The organism is Christiangramia gaetbulicola (assembly GCF_003054225.1).
Lineage (GTDB): Bacteria > Bacteroidota > Bacteroidia > Flavobacteriales > Flavobacteriaceae > Christiangramia > Christiangramia gaetbulicola.
The window spans coordinates 206632-222043 of the sequence record NZ_QBKQ01000003.1; the positions used below are offsets into that span (position 1 = coordinate 206632).

At 38.7% G+C, this 15412-nt stretch carries 15 protein-coding genes; 3 read left to right on the top strand and 12 right to left on the bottom strand.

The genetic code is table 11. The annotated features are described in order from the left end of the window. Positions 1 to 172 precede the first annotated feature (172 nt). Positions 173 to 1516, top strand: a complete 1344-nt coding sequence (locus C8P64_RS12425; protein WP_108172407.1) for an FAD-dependent oxidoreductase — start codon at positions 173 to 175, stop codon at positions 1514 to 1516. Between the two features lie 72 nt (positions 1517 to 1588). Here C8P64_RS12425 and msrA read toward each other — a convergent pair whose 3' ends face one another. The 4 genes from msrA to C8P64_RS12445 form a co-directional block, all read right to left on the bottom strand. Then, a complete protein-coding gene (gene msrA, locus C8P64_RS12430) occupies positions 1589 to 2266 on the bottom strand; it encodes a peptide-methionine (S)-S-oxide reductase MsrA (protein WP_108172408.1) in 678 nt (225 codons plus the stop codon). Positions 2267 to 2268: 2 nt separating this feature from the next. Beyond that, complete coding sequence (locus tag C8P64_RS12435; protein ID WP_146167222.1) at positions 2269 to 2859, bottom strand: hypothetical protein; 591 nt, start codon at positions 2857 to 2859, stop codon at positions 2269 to 2271. A gap of 185 nt (positions 2860 to 3044) precedes the next feature. Then, on the bottom strand, positions 3045 to 3824 hold the full coding sequence (locus tag C8P64_RS12440; RefSeq protein WP_108172410.1) for a zinc ribbon domain-containing protein: 780 nt from the start codon (positions 3822 to 3824) through the stop codon (positions 3045 to 3047). A gap of 1 nt (position 3825) precedes the next feature. After that, the gene (locus C8P64_RS12445) at positions 3826 to 4920 is read right to left on the bottom strand and encodes a Nif3-like dinuclear metal center hexameric protein (protein ID WP_108172411.1); all 1095 of its coding nucleotides are present in this window, start codon (positions 4918 to 4920) and stop codon (positions 3826 to 3828) included. 119 nt (positions 4921 to 5039) lie between these two features. Here C8P64_RS12445 and lpxK point away from each other — a divergent pair, with 119 nt between their 5' ends. After that, entirely contained in the window at positions 5040 to 6053 is a 1014-nt protein-coding gene (lpxK, locus tag C8P64_RS12450; protein ID WP_108172412.1) for a tetraacyldisaccharide 4'-kinase, read from the top strand. Between the two features lie 97 nt (positions 6054 to 6150). On the opposite strand, the gene C8P64_RS12455 is transcribed toward lpxK, so the two are convergent. The 6 genes from C8P64_RS12455 to C8P64_RS12480 all read right to left on the bottom strand — a co-directional run bounded on the left by C8P64_RS12455 (position 6151) and on the right by C8P64_RS12480 (position 12277). Further along, complete coding sequence (locus C8P64_RS12455) at positions 6151 to 8382, bottom strand: hybrid sensor histidine kinase/response regulator (RefSeq protein WP_108172413.1); 2232 nt, start codon at positions 8380 to 8382, stop codon at positions 6151 to 6153. Positions 8383 to 8424: 42 nt separating this feature from the next. Next, complete coding sequence (gap, locus tag C8P64_RS12460; protein WP_108172414.1) at positions 8425 to 9432, bottom strand: type I glyceraldehyde-3-phosphate dehydrogenase; 1008 nt, start codon at positions 9430 to 9432, stop codon at positions 8425 to 8427. A gap of 10 nt (positions 9433 to 9442) precedes the next feature. Continuing rightward, complete coding sequence (lipA, locus tag C8P64_RS12465) at positions 9443 to 10324, bottom strand: lipoyl synthase (protein ID WP_108172415.1); 882 nt, start codon at positions 10322 to 10324, stop codon at positions 9443 to 9445. Positions 10325 to 10401: 77 nt separating this feature from the next. Next, positions 10402 to 10971: an RNA polymerase sigma factor gene (locus C8P64_RS12470; RefSeq protein WP_108172416.1), complete on the bottom strand. Its 570-nt coding sequence runs from the start codon at positions 10969 to 10971 to the stop codon at positions 10402 to 10404. Then, a complete protein-coding gene (locus C8P64_RS12475) occupies positions 10962 to 12065 on the bottom strand; it encodes a glycosyltransferase (protein ID WP_108172417.1) in 1104 nt (367 codons plus the stop codon). Before C8P64_RS12475 ends, C8P64_RS12470 begins: the two co-directional genes overlap by 10 nt. Before the next feature lie 5 nt (positions 12066 to 12070). Then, the gene (locus tag C8P64_RS12480) at positions 12071 to 12277 is read right to left on the bottom strand and encodes a membrane or secreted protein (protein WP_108172418.1); all 207 of its coding nucleotides are present in this window, start codon (positions 12275 to 12277) and stop codon (positions 12071 to 12073) included. 168 nt (positions 12278 to 12445) lie between these two features. Here C8P64_RS12480 and C8P64_RS12485 point away from each other — a divergent pair, with 168 nt between their 5' ends. After that, positions 12446 to 13063, top strand: coding sequence for a fasciclin domain-containing protein (locus tag C8P64_RS12485; protein ID WP_108172419.1), 618 nt, complete (start codon positions 12446 to 12448; stop codon positions 13061 to 13063). Between the two features lie 62 nt (positions 13064 to 13125). Here the strand turns inward: C8P64_RS12485 and murB are convergent, their stop codons facing one another. Together murB and C8P64_RS12495 are read right to left on the bottom strand one after the other, a co-directional pair. Beyond that, on the bottom strand, positions 13126 to 14139 hold the full coding sequence (gene murB, locus C8P64_RS12490) for a UDP-N-acetylmuramate dehydrogenase (protein WP_108172420.1): 1014 nt from the start codon (positions 14137 to 14139) through the stop codon (positions 13126 to 13128). Then, positions 14139 to 15335, bottom strand: coding sequence for a pyridoxal phosphate-dependent aminotransferase (locus C8P64_RS12495; protein WP_108172421.1), 1197 nt, complete (start codon positions 15333 to 15335; stop codon positions 14139 to 14141). Before C8P64_RS12495 ends, murB begins: the two co-directional genes overlap by 1 nt. Positions 15336 to 15412 lie beyond the last annotated feature (77 nt).

Genomic DNA, 15412 nt, shown 5'->3' on the forward strand with positions numbered 1-15412 from the left:
CATTAAGCTTTGCTGTTAATTAAATTATAAATGAAGTTTTGCTGCAGGAGCTGTCTTTATGCGCTTAAGGAAGTCAGTTTCATAATAATTAAGTAATTTCGCAATTAGAAATAACCGCAATCTTCAGGCAATTTTCAAACCTCTGCCGGGGATTTATTTTTCAAATCGATACATGCAAAAAGAAAAAGATGTAGCAATAGTAGGATCGGGACTTGTAGGATCTTTACTGGCTATTTTCCTTCGGAAACAGGGACATAAAGTAACTGTATTTGATCGCAGACCAGATGTGCGAAAAGTTCAGTTCTCGGGCAGGTCCATTAACCTGGCGATGTCTAATCGTGGATGGAAGGCTTTGCGTGAAGCAGGGGTAGAGGAAGAGATAAGGGGGCTTGCGCTTCCCCTCGATAAAAGAGCGATGCACGTTGAAGGCCAGCCGGTTTATTTTCAAAAATATGGTGAAGAAGGTGAAGCGATCTATTCTATTTCCAGGGGTGTCCTGAATAGAAAAATGATAGACCTCGCTGAAAATGCCGGGGCGAAATTCAAATTCGAAGAGAAGATCTGGGATGTAGATATGAAGGAAGCCAGGCTTTATACCGGTGAATCTGAAAAAAGCGTCTGGAAAGAATATAAATTCGATCTTATTTTTGGAGCAGATGGAGCCTTTTCCAGAGTGCGTCATAAAATGCAGCGACAGAGCAGGTTCAATTATTCCCAGCATTTCATAGATGTTGGTTATAAGGAGCTTACAATTTTAGCAAACGAGGACGGCAGCCATAGACTGGATAATTCTTCTTTCCATATCTGGCCCAGGGGCAACTTTATGCTTATCGCCATGCCTAACCTAGATGGGACTTTTACCTGTACCTTGTTCATGCCTTTTGAAGGTGAAGTGTCTTTTGAAAGTATAAAGACAGAGCAGGATGCAGACGCGTTTTTTGAGAACTACTTTCCAGATATCAAAGACGAGATCTCTAATTTGAAGAAGGACTTCTTCAAAAACCCAACCAGTGCCATGGTGACCATAAAATGTTTTCCTTGGTCTTATTACGATAAGATAACGCTGGTAGGCGATTCTGCCCATGCTATTGTACCATTTTACGGGCAGGGAATGAATGCCGGTTTTGAAGATATTTCTGTGTTGAATGATAAGATGAACAAATACGGTGATGACTGGGAACAGATCTTTGAAGAATATCAGACTGAAAGAAAACCGAATGCGGATGCCATAGCCGAACTCAGTTATCGCAATTTCGTTGAAATGAGCTCTAAAACGGCAGATCCCATGTTCCTTTTAAGGAAGAAGATCGAAAAGAAATTTGCGCAGGAACATCCCGAACTATGGACTCCTTTATACTCCCGGGTAACTTTTTCAGATAAAGCCTATGCCGATGCTTTAAAAATTGGAGATTATCAACGGGGCATCATGGATCAGGTGATGGAAATTCCGCACATAGAAGAAAAATGGGATAGTGAAGAGGTGGAGAAGGAGATTATAAAACTCATCAAAAAATAAAGCCCGCTCAAGAGCAGGCTTATACTTTTATTCCTTCTATAGGACAATATCCTTTTTCTAATTAGTCATTTTTTATTCGCTCGAATTAGAATGTTGATTCTCTTTCAATAGCTCAGGAAACTTCGATTTGAACCTGTTAAGTCTTGGGATTGAAACATTCCTGATATAAGGATTGTTAGGATTGTTTTTTTCATAATTCTGATGGTAGTCCTCTGCTTTCCAGAATTTTTGAAATGGTAAGATTTCAGCGGCGATAGGCTCATCGTAATTTTTGGCAACCTCGGCCTTTACTTCCTCAATTATATTTTTCTGTTCTTTGTTCTGATAAAAGATGATCGATCTGTATTGCGAACCTCGGTCTGGTCCCTGTCCATTTACCTGGGTTGGATCCTGAGAGCCAAAATATACCTCGACCAGGGTCTTAAAACTCACCACCTCTGGATCATAAATCACTTCAACCGCTTCGGCATGACCAGTTCTACCGGTGTTGCTTTGCTCGTAAGTCGGATTCTTGGTATGACCACCAGAATATCCTGAAATGGCCTCCTCGACGCCCTGAACGCTTTCATATACGGCTTCGACGCACCAGAAACAGCCACTGGCGAAATAGGCCTTTTTCATTCCATCCTGTACGGGTACTTCTACAGGTTCGGCGTTGGCGATCTCTGTTTTGGTAGCATTGCTTTTTTCAGCCTGATTACCACAGGCTAAAAGTAGCAGACTAATAAAGTTTAAAATCAAAAATTTCATAGTTATTTCTTTTTATAGGTTCCTTCAAGGGTTTTCTTTCCAAGTAATGCGTAGTCTATAGCGATCTCACCATCTATTCTGAATCCTTTCCAGTCAAGCTTTAGATCACCATTAGGCTCCGGGCTTAAGACTGCAATTGGCATACCAGTCTCAAATTTATCCCACGGAATTTTTTCAGCAGTTGTTTTTGCAGATCTGCCATTATAAAAAATATTGATGTTATTCCCATCTTGCTGAAATCGCGCATTGATATACATTTCATTTTCTTTCAGGCATAATTCTGAAGAACCACCGGTGGCAACATCAAGACAATAACATTTACAGGAAGTATCTTCCTGGTGTTCTGTGTTTAAATAAGTACCGGAAATTGTTGTAGCAGAATTAGCATTCTCAGTTCGATCTACTTCAGTTTTTTTCTCTTCCTTCGGAGTTCCTTCCTCTGCATTTATGGGTTGATCCTGGGCAGAAGAGCCTAGGTCATTCTTATATTCTAAAGAATCATTCTCCGCAGAAAGATCATCTTTCTCTTTGCTGGAATTGTTGCAGGAAATAAGGCATGCGCTGAAGCAAAATAGGATAATTAAAGTTCTCATATTCATCGAAATTGGGTTCTCTAAAGATAGCCCATAATTGATCGATTAATGTGAAATACTTGTTAATCCGGTGGGAGTTTGAATTTTAGGGCATAAAAAAACTGCCTGAAAAACTTTTGCTTCAGATCCTGAGATCTTACTGTTATTTTCCAGGCAGTTAAAAGATTAAGGTGTTCTAAAAAGGCTTAGAACCTTTTGAACATACCTTCCATTTTTTCTTGTTCTTCTTTAGCCAGTTCTTCGTCTACCAATATTCTACCACTGTGCTCATCTGTGATGATCTTCTTACGACCAGCGATTTCCATGATCACCTGTGGTGGAATAGTAAAGAATGAACCACCAGAAGCTCCACGCTCTACAGGTACAACTGCAAGACCGTTCTTTACATTGCTTCTTATTCTTTTATAAGCGGTAACAAGTCTTTCTTCAATATTTTTCTCATATTCTTTAGACTTGTCGATAAGAGCCTGCTCTTCTTTTTCAGTTTCTTTCAGGATCTCATCAAGCTCACCTTTCTTGTGCTTAAGGTGTGCCTCACGCTCAGCAAGTTTTTCTTTAGTCTGAGCAATAATTTCTTTCTTCTGCTCGATCTTTACCTTATATTCCTTGATGTGCTTCTCAGAAAGTTCGATCTCAAGCTCCTGGAATTCTACCTCTTTGCTTAAAGCGTTGAATTCTCTGTTGTTACGAACATTCTTTTGTTGCTCAGAATATTTCTTGATCGTAGTTTTAGACTCCTCGATCTGGTTCTTCTTGTTCTTGATGTCATTTTCAATGACTTCTATGTCCGCATCCAGTTTCTCCAGGCGTCTGTTTAAACCTGCTACTTCATCTTCCAGATCTTCAACTTCTAGAGGTAATTCACCACGTACGTTTCTAATTTCATCAATTCGCGAATCCACCAACTGAAGATCGTACAGTGATCTTAACTTCTCTTCTACAGTAACATCGTTTTTTTTCGCCATATTATAAATAATGTATTGGATTGGTATTTGTATCTGCTAAAATAAGTGCAAAACTACTAATTTTTTTGCTAAGAAAAGAATATAGTAAATTTTTTGTAAACTGTTCACTTTCATAGTGTCCAATATCTGCCAATACCAGCTTTTCCTCGGCTTTATAGAAGTCATGGTATTTTAGATCTGCCGTAATAAAAATATCAGCTCCGGCAGCTCTGGCATTATTGATCGCAAAGGCGCCACTTCCACCAAGTACTGCGACCTTTTTAATAGGCTTATGCAATAATTTTGAATGTCTTATACAACCGCTGTGAAATGTAGATTTAACCTGGTTAAGGAATTCCTTTTCATTTATTTCAGATTCTAGCTCCCCGATCATTCCCATTCCAAGGTGCTGATTTTTATTTTCCAGGCTATGGATCTCGTAAGCGACCTCTTCATATGGATGGGAGCTAAAAAGGTTTTTCAGGATCTGGGATTCCAGGTGGGCGGAGTAGGTCACCCCAATTTGTGATTCCTCTTCAAAATGAACCGAGCCTTTTTCGCCAACCACTGGATTCGATTCTTCATTGCCTTTAAAACTTCCCTTACCGGTAATATTAAAACTGCAATTATCATAATTTCCAATGCTTCCCGCTCCGGCAGAAAACAGGGCTTCTCTTACTTTATCGGCATCTTTTACCGGAACAAAAGTAGTAAGCTTTTTAATGGAATCTTTTCTAGGGATCAGGACCTGCCTGTTTTTAAGTCCTAATTTCTCGCAGATCATATCGTTCACACCTTTGTGCTGATTGTCCAGGGCAGTATGAATGGCATAAATCGCGATGTCATTCTTTATCGCCTTTAGAACTGTTCTTTGAACATAGTCTTTCCCGGTTAATTTTTTTAATCCTGAAAAGATGATAGGATGAAAACTGATAATAAGATTGCAATTTTTTGCAATTGCCTCTTCCACGGTAGCTTCTAGAGTATCGAGGGTAATTAACGCGCCTGAGACTTCAGTTTTAGAATCGCCTACCAGCAGCCCAACATTATCAAAGTCTTCAGCATAATTTAATGGAGCAAAATCTTCTATCAGGTCGATTACTTCCTGTATGATCATAATTTAATATTTTAGCTATCAATTTAGAACGCATAGGAGCTGAGAATTGTGGAATTAATGTCCATTTTCAAAGTATTTCTCAACAGCTATTCAAATATAAATATTATACAAAGCCTTTCATGCCGAATCCAAGAAAATTACTTTTTCCCTTTTCCCTCATTTACCATGGCGTGACAAAGGTTCGGAATAAACTTTATGATGCAGATCTTCTAAAATCTGAATCTTACGATTTCCCGGTGATCGCTGTGGGAAATCTCAACATGGGTGGAACAGGTAAATCTCCAATGATTGAATATTTGCTGAAAATATTAAGCGAAAATAATAAGGTTGCTACCCTTAGTCGTGGTTATAAGAGGGATAGCAAGGGTTTTCAACTGGTAAAAGCTGAGGATTCCGTAAATAAGTCAGGAGACGAACCTTTACAGTTCAAAAATAAATATCCTGAGGCTATCGTGGCTGTTGATGCGAACAGGAGGGAAGGAATTTCTGAGCTTATGCAATTTTCTCCAGATGTTATTCTGCTTGATGATGCTTTCCAACATAGAAAAGTCGAGGCAGGTTTCTATATACTTCTAACTGCTTATGGAGATCTTTATGTAGATGACCTGATACTGCCTGCCGGTAATCTAAGGGAGTCTTCTGCAGGAGCAGAGAGGGCAAACATCATCGTGGTGACCAAATGCCCCGGGAATCTTGGGATTGCTGAAATGGAGAAGATCAGAAAGAGATTAAAGCCAAATTCAGAGCAGTCTGTTTTTTTTAGTACGATCAAATATTCTGAAAAAATAATTTCTTCAGAAAAGAGTATTAGGATAGAAGATATAAGGGAATCAGAATTTGCGCTCGTGACCGGTATTGCCAATCCCAAACCATTGCTGGAGTTCCTAAATGCAAAAGATATTGAGCTGAAGCATTTCAAATTTCCAGACCACCATAATTTCTCTGAAAAAGAGATCGAGCAATTATCAAAGCAATCCAGGATACTGACTACTGAAAAGGACTATATGAGGCTGAAGGATAAATTGCCTCTGAATAAACTGTATTATCTGCCTATAGAAGTAGAATTTTTAGGCGGAGGGAAAGCTGATTTTGATAATCAGATCCAAAATTTCATCAATAAAAAAGAGGTGTAAAAACACCTCTTTTTCTTTTTGGCTAATTCAAACTATATAAAAATCTTTTCTATATAATTCAATTTGCCCTATTCTTTACAAAGCGTATGCCAAAAGTTTAAACTGCGGTTTCCCTAGCAGCAAGATATTTATTGATCTTATGGAAGAACTCTTCCGTTTTATATGGTTTAGGAATAATATCGTTAAAACCATTCAGATAGAATTCATCAAGATTATCATCCAGGGTCACTGCCGTAAGCGCAATGATCGGAATAGACTCATCAAATTTTCTGATCTCGATGGTGGCTTCAATTCCGCTTATTCCAGGCATATGAATATCCATTAAAATAAGATCGAAATCATTATTCTGTACCTTTTCGATAGCAACGGTTCCGTTATCGGCTACATCACAAATAACCTTATTCTTTTCAAGGATCTTACGGGTGATCATCTGGTTGATCTTGTTATCCTCTACTACAAGGATACGCTTGTCTTCCATGATGTCGTTGGTAAGTTTGGTTTCATCGATCGCTGGAGTGGCCGCGGCGACTTTTCTAAGTTCAGCTTCCGGGATCTCAAAATCCAGTTCGAAAGTGAATTTTGAACCTTTTCCAAGATCACTCTCAAGGTCGATCTCACTCCCAAGAAGACTTAGTAGGTTCTTAACAATAGATAGCCCCAGTCCGGTTCCTCCAAATTTTCTGTTGATCTGGGTAGAGCCCTGGGTGAAATTGTCGAAAATCGCTTTCTGCTTTTCTTTTCCAATACCTTCACCGTTATCCTTGATCTCAAATAAAAGAGTGATATTCTTATCTAACTGTTTGGTCTTCTTAACCTCGATCCAGATATCTCCGTCTTCAGTGAATTTTATGGAATTTCCAATAAGGTTTATAAGTATTTGAGAGATTTTAAGTGGATCTCCGCTCAACTTATTCGGGATCTCTTCGTCGAAATCGAAGTGTATTTTTGTGTTCCTTTCGTCGGCAGAATTCTTTAAAGCGATAAGAACATCAGACATTCTCTTTTTAAGATCGAAATTGGAATTTACAATTTCAACCTTGTTAGCCTCAAGTTTGTTGAGGTCAAGAATGTTATTGATAAGTGATAATAAATATTCACCTGAGAATTTCAGGGAATTAAGATGTTCCTTCTGGCTTTCGGTAGGGCTTTCTTCAAGCAAAAGATGGGTGAGCCCCGTTACCGCGTACAATGGTGTTCGTAATTCATGAGTGATCGTAGTTAGGAATTGAGCTTTTGCCAGTGACGCTTTTTCAGCATTTTCTTTGGCCAGAACCAGTTCAGAATTCTTTTTCTGAAGCAGTTCATTCGCTCTCGCCCTAAGATTGTTGTTCTTATAAAGAGAAAGGGTTAAAAGAGATAGTATTGTTATTAAAGCAACACTTAAAATCGTGGTGAGTTTATTTACTTTCAGGGTTCTTTCCTGCTCCGCATTTTGAATAGTTAATTCATCCAGAGTATTTTTTAAAGCATCGACCCCGTATCTGGCATCTGCTTCTTTTGCTAAAGCCTCTTTATTTGCATTAAATACCTCGTCCCTTTCCTTGTTCATTTTTTGAAGGTAGGCTAGGGCAGCGGCAGGGTTATTTCTTTCTTCTTCGATTTCACTCAGGATACCATAAGTATACATGGTCATGCCAGTGAAATTCCCTTTTTCAGCAATTTCTAAGGCTCCTTTTGCGGCTTGTTCGGCCTTCTCAAAATTTCCTTCCATGCTATAGGCTCTGGCTAGAAAATAATGCAGGCGGGTAATTTCATATTTATTGGTGCTTCCTTCCAGGTAGATCTCTGCATTATTCAATTCAGACATTGCCCGAGCATGGTCTTTTTTACTGAAAAGAAATATGATTGCCTTATTAAGGGCAATTACACCCATTTGCTCTGAATTCTCCTGTTCCTGGTAATACTCCATAGCAAGATCCAGATATTTCAACGCACGGTCATTTTCGTCTTTGGAATTCAGTAATTTTCCATACATGATGTAGGAATAATTCAAACCTGCTTTATCTCCAATTTCCCTTTGGATGGAAATCGCTCTTTCAAGTTGAGTTATACCCTTATCATATTCATGCCGAACACTATACATCCTGGCAAGAATACTACTGGTGAGCGCAATATACCGTTTATGGTCTATGCGTTTTGCTAATTCCAGGGACTTATTGAGCTGATTCTGAGCTTTGTCAAAAAGCATCATATCAATAGATTTCTCTGCCTGGCTAAGTAATTGTTTTATTTGCTCGGGTTCCGGCTGGTTTTCACTAACCTGTGAATCCTGAAATCCAAAGAGCACAAAACAACATGCTAATAAAAAGATAAGCTTTAAGTTCTTCATTCGGGAAAAATAGCAAGAAGCTGTTAATGTCGTTAAATATAGCTATTTATCGTTAATGAGTGAAATTAAATCGATAAGACGATTTGAGTAGCCAATTTCGTTGTCATACCAGCCGATCAATTTTACCAGTTTTCCACCTATTACTGAGGTCATTTGAGCATCAAAAATGCAACTATGACTGTTGTCTAGAATATCTATGGAAACTATTGGATCTTCAGTATATTCAATAATACCCTTCATATAGCTCTCAGAAGCCTTTTTAAAGAGGGCGTTAACTTCTTCGATACTGGTATCTTTATTTACATTAAGGGTCATATCGGTTAGGGATCCATTAGGAACAGGAACCCTAATACCGCAACCTCCAATCACCTCACTAAGCTTTGGGAAAATACTTGTTAAAGCTTTTGCAGCCCCAGTAGTAGTAGGAATAATAGACTGAGCGGCAGCACGACTTCTCCTAAGGTCTCTATGTGGTTTGTCGTGCAGGCTTTGGTCTGATGTGTATGAGTGAACTGTAGTGATGTAAGCCTGCGTTACTTCCAGGTGATCATTGATCACTTTAAGCATTGGAGCGGCATTATTAGTGGTACAGGAGGCATTAGATATGATCATTTCTGAGCCATCGAGAATATCATCGTTGACTCCCAGAACAACCATTTTAATATTATCATCCTGCGGCGGAACCGAAAGAATTACCTTTCTAACTCCGTCTTTTAAATGGCCTTTTAAAGTTTCTTCAGTTTTGAACTTTCCGGAAGCTTCAACAACGCATTCTACCCCATACTCATTCCAGGGAATACCAGCCGGATCTTTATGATTTAGAAGAGGAATTTTTCTTCCATTCACAACGATCTCAGAATCGGTCGAAGACACTTCAGCCTTCAGGGTTCTGTGAATACTGTCGTATTTTAAGAGATGCGCCAGGCTTTTAGCGTCATGAATATCATTAATGGCAACGACCTTGATCACGGGATGATCAAGAAGAATTCTGAAAAGATTTCGCCCTATCCTGCCAAAACCATTAATGGCAATATTAATTGTTTTAGCCATTATTCAGTGACTAATTAATATGTTTCTGTGCTTTGTATGAAGATCTAACCAGGGCGCTGCTTTCAACATGTCTGAATCCTAGATCCAGCCCTATTTCTTCATATTTTTTGAATTGGTCTGGAGTGATAAATTGCTTAACCGGTAAGTGTTTTTTACTAGGCTGTAAATACTGGCCAATAGTAACTACGTCTACTCCGGCTTCTCTTAGATCTTTAAGGGTTTGGATCACTTCTTCTTCCTGTTCTCCAAGGCCTAGCATGATCCCAGATTTGGTTCTTCTAATACCATTATCCTTAAGATATTTTAAAACAGCAAGGCTTCGATCGTATTTTGCCTGAATTCTAACTTCTCTGGTAAGTCTTTTTACAGTCTCCATATTGTGAGAAACCACCTCTGGCATCACTTCAATGATCCTGTCTATATTTCTTTCGTTCCCCTGGAAATCTGGAATAAGTGTTTCCAGTGTAGTTTCCGGGTTCATTCTTCTAATTGCCTTTACAGTTTCAGCCCAGATAATAGATCCCATATCTTTAAGGTCGTCACGGTCTACGCTTGTTACCACGGCATGCTTGATCTGCATTAATTTAATGGATCTCGCAACTTTTTCTGGTTCATCCCAATCTACAGTTTCCGGTCTTCCGGTCTTAACGCCGCAAAAACCACATGACCTGGTACAAACATTACCAAGGATCATAAAGGTAGCCGTACCTTCACTCCAGCATTCACCCATATTAGGGCAACTACCAGAGGTGCAGATAGTATGAAGATCATACTTATCTACCAGGCTCCTTAATTCGGTATATTTCTTACCGGTAGGAAGTTTAACTCTAAGCCATTTTGGTTTTGGCTTTCTTTCTGTTTTGGATTTTACGGGCGCAACGTCTGTATTCATAGCAAAAATCTGAGTTTCAAAGATACAATAATATCATGAACTGCATAAATTAGACTCGGTAGGATTTAAATCCTTACTTAGCTCTTTCTAAGTTCGATAATTTCTGCCAGAAGCTTCTTCGCTCTTAGCAGTTTAACCTTGATATTATTCATAGGCTCATCGAGGATAGCAGCAATTTCTTTATAAGATTTCTCCTGAAAAAACCTAAGATTGATCACTTGTTGATAATGCGGTTTCAATTGCTTGATATCTGCAAGAAGTTGCTCTAGGTTCTGTTCCTTGATCAATTTATCTTCTATGCCGGGGGTTTCATCAGCGATCTCATAAACCCTTTCTTCATCCTGCATGGAGGTACGCGACCTGATGGAAGCATTTTTCTTTCTAACCTGGTCTATGTGAATGTTTTTGGAAATGGCAATAAGCCAGGTGGTAAACGAGTAATTTTCATCAAAACTCTCTATTTTGTTGAAAGCTTTAGAAAATGTCTGAATGGTGATATCTTCAGACTCATATTCGTTTTTGGTCTTCTTAAGCTGAAAACCGTAGACATCGTTCCAGTATTTATCCAGAAGATAGTTGAAAGCCGATTGACTCCCGTTTTTTGCCTCCCTGATCTTATCAAGAAGATGGTCAGGATTTATTTCCAATGCTTAGGTTTTGAGATGAGGTTAGCTATAAAGATAGCTAATTGCATGAAAATCAAAAAAAGATCAAAAAATGGAAATAACCAAACCACGTCACTTTCATTTAATTTCTTTCCTGCTTTAATGTATACAAAGGCTTCGGTGATAAGTTTTAGGGCCAGAATACCAAGAGCAATCTGTGGATAAACCTGCAAGATCATCATAGCCGTAAATAGCACCCAGAAGATTACTCTGAAAGTGAAAAAAGTTCCAAGTAATACTTTGTGTTTAGTCTTATAATGTCCGGCTACTGAAACATGCCTGCGTTTTTGGTGAAACCACTCGCCAAAACTGCTTTTAGGAACACTTCTCGTAATGGCATCTGGATGAAAACAAATAGCCGTATTGTCTGGGGTAGAAGCTTCGTTCACAAAAAGATCATCGTCGCCAGACCTTAAATGAAGATGATTCGCAAAGCCTTTCATTTCATAGAATTTCGTAGAAGTATAGGCAAGATTTCTCCCTACACCCATATAAGGGGAACCTAATTTAGCGTAAGAAAAATATTGAATCGCAGTTAGTAAGGTCTCGAAGCGTATAAGTTTGTTCAGTAAGCTTCCCGAATGCTGAAAATATCCCCCATAACCTAGCACGATAGAGCTACCAGGTTGAAAATTTGCCGACATTTCCCTGATCCAGTTCTTGGTCTGGGGCGCACAATCGGCATCGGTAAATAAAAGATGAGTGTTTTTCGCCTTTTTGATGCCTAGGGTTAAGGCATATTTTTTATTTGCCCAGAACGCTTCGTTGTTCTGAACATTTACAATTTTAATTCTCGGGTCTGTTTTCTGAAAGTCTTCAATTATTTCCAGAGTTCCATCTGTAGAAGCGTCGTTTATAACGATCACCTCAAACTCCGGGTAATCCTGTTCCAGAATGGCCGGCAAGAAATTCTTTAGATTTTCCTCCTCATTCTTTGCGCAGATGATCACTGAAACCGGGACTTCAGGATGTATCTTGGATTTTATGCCAGAAGTGGCAAATGAGAAAAATGAAAAAAAGTAGAGTAGATTAACTAAGCTTACAACAATAAACAGCCCCAATAAAATTGCTCCCATTCAGCTTAAACAGTCTTTGGTTTATCTGAACAGTTTTCAATTTCATCTGGTAATTTACCACAGAAGCTGCAGGGTTCTCCAGATTTGTTTAGGTAAGGATTCTGGCTGGCGCAGGTTCCGGCAAACTTTCCGTCCTTTTTTCCCCAGATTTTAATAGCGATCCCCGCGAAAGCGAGACCTAGTAATATTATGCTTATTATTAAAAGTTTCATGTCCTTAAGATTCTGATGCAAAAATAACAATAAAAAAAAGCAACTAAAAATAGGACGTGTCATTAATATAGTCTTTACACTATTTAACTAAACTTTAATCAAAAAAGAAGCTATAAAAGGCTTTTGCACAATATCTTGCACCGTTAACACTAAAAAAAGACTATAATTATGAAAATTAAAATGTTATTTACGGTTCTTGCTCTTTCTGCAATCGTTTTCACTTCATGTGAAGATAATAAGAAAAAGGAACAGGCAGAGAAAGAACGCATGGAACAAATGGAAGCTGAGAAAGAAGCTGAAATGCAGGCCGAAAAAGAAAAAATGGAAATGGAATCCAACAGTATTGCTGCAAAAGCAATGGAGACCGATACCTTAAGTACTTTGGTAACTGCATTGAAAGCTGCTGAACTGGCTGAAATGTTTAAAACTGAAGAAGGACCATTTACAGTATTCGCTCCACATAACGCTGCTTTTAATAAAGTAGATAAAGCGACTTTAGAATCACTTCTTAAACCAGAGAATAAAGAAAAACTTGCCGACGTCTTAAAATATCATGTTGTTTCTGGAGAGGTAACTTCTCAACAACTGGTGCAGGCGATCCAGGATAACGATGGTAAATATGAAATTTCTACTGTAGGTGGAGGAAAATTAGTAGCTTCTATCGAAGGTGAAAATGTGATCCTTACAGATGAAAATGGAAATAAAGCAACAGTGGTTATGACAGATGTAGATGCTTCAAACGGAGTTGTACATGTAATTGACGCTGTAGTAATGAAAAAAGCTTAAGAAATTTACTTTCTTAAATAAGAAATAACCGGGAAACGCGATGATCGTATTTCCCGGTTTTTTTATATGATATTCACTTCAGCTTCCAGGTCTATACCAAATTTATTTTTGATAGTTTGCTGGATGTTTTTTGAAAGTGACAGTATTTCCTGTCCGGTCGCAGCGCCATAATTTACCAATACCAATGCCTGGTCTTTATGAACTCCTGCGTCTCCGCTTCTGTAACCTTTAAATCCTGCCTGGTCTATAAGCCAGCCCGCCGGTACCTTTATTTCGTTATCTGAAACATGGTAGGAGGGAACTCCAGGATGTTCAGTTTCTAATTTCTCGAACTGCTCTTTACTAATTATTGGATTCTTAAAAAAACTACCGCTGTTCCCTATCTTCTTGGGATCTGGCAATTTTGAGTTCCTTATAGCGATGACCGCCTTAGATATATCCTGAATTGTTGGTGAAGCAATTTCTTGTTTTTCCAATTCAGACCTGATTGCCCCATATTCTGTATGAAGCTTATGATCCTTTTTGGTTAACCTGAATTTTACCGAGGTAATGATGTATTGACCTTTTAGTCTATTTTTAAAAACAGAATTTCGATAATCAAAATCACAATCCTCGAGGCTGAATTCCTTTTCCTCCAGGGTTTGCACATTCATGGCCTTGCAGCTTAAAAAACTGTCTTTAAGCTCCACTCCATAAGCTCCTATATTCTGAATAGGGGCGGTGCCCACGTTTCCAGGAATAAGTGATAGATTTTCAAGTCCGCCAAAATCCTGTTCCAGAGTCCATAAAACAAACTTATGCCAGTTTTCACCCGCAGCTGCCTGAACGATCACTTCGTTCTCGTCTTCAGAAATGATCTCTTTACCTTTAAGAGCAATGTGAATAACAGTTTTGCTGATATCCTGCGTTAAAAGCATATTGCTGCCGCCACCAAGAACAAATAATTCTGATGCGTAATTTTTTCTAAGAACGGTTCTAAGGTCATCAAGGTTTTTAATGGAAACGAATTTCCCGGCCTTGACGTCTATGCCGAAACTATTGTAATCTTTCAGAGAAAAATTGCGCAGAACCTGCATTAATTTTGCTGATTATATTGCTTTAAAGCTTTCTCTAATATTACGATGGCTCTTTCCAGGTCTTCTTTCTTCAATACATATGCGATTCTCACCTGGTTCATCCCAGTGTTCGGGGTAGAATAGAAACCTGCCGCCGGAGCAACCATGATAGTTTCGTTATCATCTTCAAAACTCTCCAGTAACCACTTAGCGAAATCATCGGCATTCTCTACCGGTAATTCGGCAATGCAATAAAAAGCTCCTTTTGGCTTTGCAACCTTAACACCTTCAATTTTCTCAAGACCATCTACCAGAAGATTTCTTCTGAAAGTATACTGCTCGATAACATCATCGAAATATGACTGCGGAGTGTCTAAAGCTGCTTCGCTGGCTATTTGAGCGAAGGTAGGAGGGCTTAGTCTCGCCTGAGCAAATTTCATGGCAGTAGCCATAACCTCTTTATTCTTCGATACCAGGCAACCAATACGAGCTCCACACATACTGTAACGCTTGGAAACTGAATCTACCATGATCGCATTTTCTGACAATTCTGGAATGCTCATAATAGAATGGTGCACGGCACCTTCGTATGCAAATTCTCTGTAAACTTCATCTGAAACTATGAATAGGTCATGTTTCAAAGCAAGATCTGCCAGTTGCTTTACTTCTTCCTTGGTATAAAGATATCCAGTTGGATTTCCTGGATTACAAAGGATGATCGCTTTTGTCTTTTCTGAAATTAATTTTTCGAATTCTGAAATTGGAGGTAAGGCGAAATTATTTTCTATACTTGACTGAATAGGTTTGATCTTAACTCCCGAAGCTGTCGCGAATCCATTATAATTAGCATAAAATGGTTCAGGAATGATCACCTCGTCACCTGGGTCTGTAATGCTTCCCATGGCAAATAACAGAGCTTCAGAGCCACCAGTAGTAATGATGATATCATCTTTTTCTACCGGAAGAGAAGACTTCTGGTAATATCCCGCAAGTTTCTCTCTGTATTCTTCAAAACCAGCTGAATGACTGTAAGACAGTACCTCGATGTCATGATTTCTTACCGCATCTAAAGCTCCTTGTGGAGTCTTAATATCTGGTTGGCCAATATTAAGTTGGTATATTTTACGGCCCTTTTTGGTAGCTGCTTCAGCGAAAGGAACCAGTTTTCTTATAGGAGATTCGGGCATTTCCAGCCCTTTATTTGAAATTTTAGGCATAGCTATTTATTTGTGGATTGCAAAATTGCAAAATTAAACTATGAATCTATAATTATAGCTGGTAATAATCCGGTATT

Bases quoted from the DNA above. Each gene is read 5' to 3' on its own strand.
- C8P64_RS12425 (WP_108172407.1), top strand. From the start codon at position 173: ATGCAAAAAGAAAAAGATGTAGCAATAGTAGGATCGGGACTTGTAGGA.
- msrA (WP_108172408.1), bottom strand. From the start codon at position 2,266: ATGAAATTTTTGATTTTAAACTTTATTAGTCTGCTACTTTTAGCCTGT.
- C8P64_RS12435 (WP_146167222.1), bottom strand. From the start codon at position 2,859: ATGAGAACTTTAATTATCCTATTTTGCTTCAGCGCATGCCTTATTTCC.
- C8P64_RS12440 (WP_108172410.1), bottom strand. From the start codon at position 3,824: ATGGCGAAAAAAAACGATGTTACTGTAGAAGAGAAGTTAAGATCACTG.
- C8P64_RS12445 (WP_108172411.1), bottom strand. From the start codon at position 4,920: ATGATCATACAGGAAGTAATCGACCTGATAGAAGATTTTGCTCCATTA.
- lpxK (WP_108172412.1), top strand. From the start codon at position 5,040: ATGCCGAATCCAAGAAAATTACTTTTTCCCTTTTCCCTCATTTACCAT.
- C8P64_RS12455 (WP_108172413.1), bottom strand. From the start codon at position 8,382: ATGAAGAACTTAAAGCTTATCTTTTTATTAGCATGTTGTTTTGTGCTC.
- gap (WP_108172414.1), bottom strand. From the start codon at position 9,432: ATGGCTAAAACAATTAATATTGCCATTAATGGTTTTGGCAGGATAGGG.
- lipA (WP_108172415.1), bottom strand. From the start codon at position 10,324: ATGAATACAGACGTTGCGCCCGTAAAATCCAAAACAGAAAGAAAGCCA.
- C8P64_RS12475 (WP_108172417.1), bottom strand. From the start codon at position 12,065: ATGGGAGCAATTTTATTGGGGCTGTTTATTGTTGTAAGCTTAGTTAAT.
- C8P64_RS12480 (WP_108172418.1), bottom strand. From the start codon at position 12,277: ATGAAACTTTTAATAATAAGCATAATATTACTAGGTCTCGCTTTCGCG.
- C8P64_RS12485 (WP_108172419.1), top strand. From the start codon at position 12,446: ATGAAAATTAAAATGTTATTTACGGTTCTTGCTCTTTCTGCAATCGTT.
- murB (WP_108172420.1), bottom strand. From the start codon at position 14,139: ATGCAGGTTCTGCGCAATTTTTCTCTGAAAGATTACAATAGTTTCGGC.
- C8P64_RS12495 (WP_108172421.1), bottom strand. From the start codon at position 15,335: ATGCCTAAAATTTCAAATAAAGGGCTGGAAATGCCCGAATCTCCTATA.